This window comes from Proteiniborus sp. (genome assembly GCF_040308045.1).
Lineage (GTDB): Bacteria > Bacillota > Clostridia > Tissierellales > Proteiniboraceae > Proteiniborus.
This window is the reverse complement of the sequence record NZ_JAWRHZ010000049.1, coordinates 1-3,451: the sequence shown is the minus strand read 5'-3', so window position 1 is coordinate 3,451 and position 3,451 is coordinate 1. Positions and strand designations below refer to the sequence as shown.

At 32.9% G+C, this 3,451-nt stretch carries 2 protein-coding genes and 1 pseudogene; all 3 read right to left on the bottom strand.

Annotated features, from left to right (window positions below; translation table 11 throughout):
- Window positions 1-216 precede the first annotated feature (216 nt).
- Complete coding sequence (gene hflX / locus ABV008_RS10110) at window positions 217-1,491, bottom strand: GTPase HflX (RefSeq protein ID WP_352419701.1); 1,275 nt, start codon at window positions 1,489-1,491, stop codon at window positions 217-219.
- Window positions 1,492-2,494: 1,003 nt separating this feature from the next.
- Window positions 2,495-2,737, bottom strand: a pseudogene (locus ABV008_RS10105) (MBL fold metallo-hydrolase); the annotation flags it as partial.
- A 70-nt stretch (window positions 2,738-2,807) separates the two neighbouring features.
- Window positions 2,808-3,029 (bottom strand): hypothetical protein, encoded by a 222-nt coding sequence (locus ABV008_RS10100; protein ID WP_352419700.1) that lies wholly within the window; start codon window positions 3,027-3,029, stop codon window positions 2,808-2,810.
- Window positions 3,030-3,451 lie beyond the last annotated feature (422 nt).

The window sequence follows — 3,451 nt, the reverse complement described above, 5'->3', positions numbered from 1 at the left end:
TTTTGAGTTCCCTTCGCCCTTGTTACTTTTGCTTAAGCATTTTCTTATTTTTGTCAAGGGTGGCGGGAGAACCTACTCAAAATTTGCTTTAAAAACACTACTTTTTGACTCTTGTTTTTTCATAGAACTTTTTACATTACCCTGTTTATTTTGTTTCTATATGTTTTTCTAATAGTAACTTAGTAATTAAACCCACCTGATTAGATGGGTTTAATTTTAACTATACAAACTAATTTGCTTGCTGTATTGCTTAAACTTTTCATAATCAGCCTGTTTACACTCTAATGACATTAATATTCCATCCTCCAAATACTCTGTAGACTTAATATCTGCATTATCATTTAAATAAGATACTATACTTCCTTTATCATAAGGTATAAGCATTTCACAGTTAATATAGACTGGAAAGGCGCTTTGATGAATAGCATAAACTAGCTTATCTATCCCGTCTTTCTTCTTTGCTGCAATATATACACGATCCTCTTCAATTCTTGAGATATTATCATCTAGTAAATCTATTTTATTATAAGCATAGATAACAGGAATATTATTTACACCTATTTCCTTAAGAGTCTCCTGTGTCACTTCAATCTGATGTTTATAATTAAGATTTGAATAATCAACTACGTGAATTATCACATCAGCTTCAGAAACTTCCTCTAAGGTTGAACGAAATGCTTTTACAAGCTGGTGAGGCAACTTGCTAATAAATCCTACTGTATCAGTTAATAAAAAGGATTTATTAGCTGTCATTCCAATCCTTCTAACTGAGGTTTCTAATGTGGCAAACAGCATATCCTTTTCAAACACCTTCTTGTCAGTTGGTGATTGATACATATCTAGCATAGCATTCATTATAGTTGACTTCCCCGAATTTGTATACCCTACTAAAGCCACTACTGGTACTTCCGTCTTTTTACGCTTCTTACGCTGGTTCTGACGGTCTAGAACTAGTGCTTTCAATTCATTATTCAGTGCACTTATTCTACTTTCAATCCTTCTCCGGTCTAGCTCCAGTTTGGTTTCCCCTGAACCTCTGTTATAAAACCCAGTACCTCCTCTCTGGCGACCTAATGATTCTCTTAAGCCAATTAGCCTAGGTAACTGGTAATACAGCTGAGCTATTTCTACCTGTAGCTTAGCTTCTCTTGTCTTAGCTCTTTGTGCAAAAATATTTAGAATTAAAACTGTCCTATCAATTATTTCACAATTTAAATCTTCCTCTAGATTGCTAATTTGAGAAGCTGATAGCTCATCGTTAGAGATGATCAAATCAGCATTCTTTTCACTAACTAATTCAAATACTTCTTGAATTTTTCCTGTACCTATATAGCGTGACTTGCTTGCACGACTAGATTTCTGGCTAATTAATCCAACTACCTCTATGTCGCATGCCTCTGCTAACCTGGATAATTCCTCCATTGAATTCTTGAAATTCATTTGATTATCACAATCAACACCTATCAAAATCGCTTTTGGTTTCTGTAACATATTCATTCCTCCATTTCACAAAAATACACAGGCTACTACCTGTGGTTGTAAACGGAAAAGGAATGCAAAATAGAAAGAGTTACCTGCTTATAATTAAAGCAAGCTATTCTTATTGTTTGTACCCATGGCCATACAAAACAAGAAGACTAAGACAAGTTTACCTGACTTCTCATTTATGAATATTTATTTATAACAAAAAAAGAGGATAGCATGGTGCACCCTCTTTAACGTATTATCAAAATTAATATTTATCGTCAACTAGGAATCTAAAAATAGGCAGACCAATCCCGTTTACTCTACACCAGGTAGAGTCTTTAAGTACTATTAAATTAGTTACATAAAGTATAAAATCGGAATTTAATAAATCTAATGCCCATTTTTAGCAACCCTCCGTTCATCTAAATTATTATAATTATAACATAATTATCTAATTTTTACAATATATTTTTATTATGTTAAGCTTTGCACTGAGGTGGAGTGTCAGCCTTGCTTATCTCCTACCCCCACGCTTTTTAAAGTCTTCCTTAATACGGTCTTTCCCGTTCTCAGATATTTTACGATTAGCACGCATACAGCTAACTGTTTCGCCATGCACTTCATAGTTAAGTAAAGTACCTTCACTATCTGCATTATAGTTTGCTACTCTATCCTTGCCTATGCCAAACTGCTCTGCTGTTGATATAGCATCTATGTTTGAGCCAAGAAATATAAACTCCTATCCATGCTTGCTTTTTTGATGATCAATCATCTGATGAACTTTTTCATAGGAGTTTCTAAGTAGTTCTCTACAAACTGGATCTCTTCTTCAAATTTATTTCTAGCATTAATAGGACGTTCTTCTATATACTTATCATCTATAATTACTTTTTTCTTGCTAATACAAGCAACATCATTGACCTGAGTAATTCAGCCAACATTCTAAAAACATTACATAGTATTTAACAAAAGGCTTTATATATGTATATTGAAATTTTCAAATCTAAAAATTCCACTACCATGAAATATCACCGAATAGACTATGCCCTCCTATATGGTCCCAATGCACATGTGTAGTTACAACTTTTACGGGCAAGTCAGTCAATAAATCTACCTCTTTCTTGATATTGCCTATTCCTAAACCTGTATCTATTAAAAGTGCATAAGTCTTACCTATCAAAAGATACGAGTGCATTTTTTCCCAGTGTCCATATTCACTAATGGCATACGTATTATTATCAATTTTTTCAATTGTAAACCAATCGCTCATCCCCAATCCCCCTTATAGTCAGTATTGCACAATATGTAACTAATACATCTTAACGAACTAAAAAATGAGCTTATTTTGTTCGCCTTTGAATAATGAATGGTATACCAACAGCTAATAATCCTACAACAACCGAAACTAAAGATTTTAAAAATACCATATGCTTTATGCTCTCAACAAAATACTCCATTGGCGGAGCGAATAGTTTAATCCGAAGACTTGGAAAATAACAGAGCACAAAATATGTAGCGATAAACACAACAACAAATAAAATTAAATAATTTATCTTTTTCATTCGCCTTTCCCCCTCAAAATGTGAGTAAATCTTTATTTATACCTTGTAATACTAACCCATACTGCATACATTTATTTTACACTATATAGCCTATAAAAGCATTTGCTCCCTTACACCTCTTTTCTTCTCTAATAGAAAAACATGGCTTACCCGAGATTTTTAATCCCTAATAAACCATGTTTTCTACAATAACTTTATTTGCATTCGAAAATGAATTTGCATAATGATAGGACTTTATTTGATGGAGACATAGATACAGGGATAAGGGGTAAGGAAATTACGTGTATTAATTAAATTTTGATTATTTCATAGATAATGCTTTATCTATTGCATCTTGAATTATTTGATGACAGCACTTACCTAATGGATTGTTTTTCTGGCATTGCGAGTTTTTCATGGCTCCAGTAATTTTTAAAACTTCT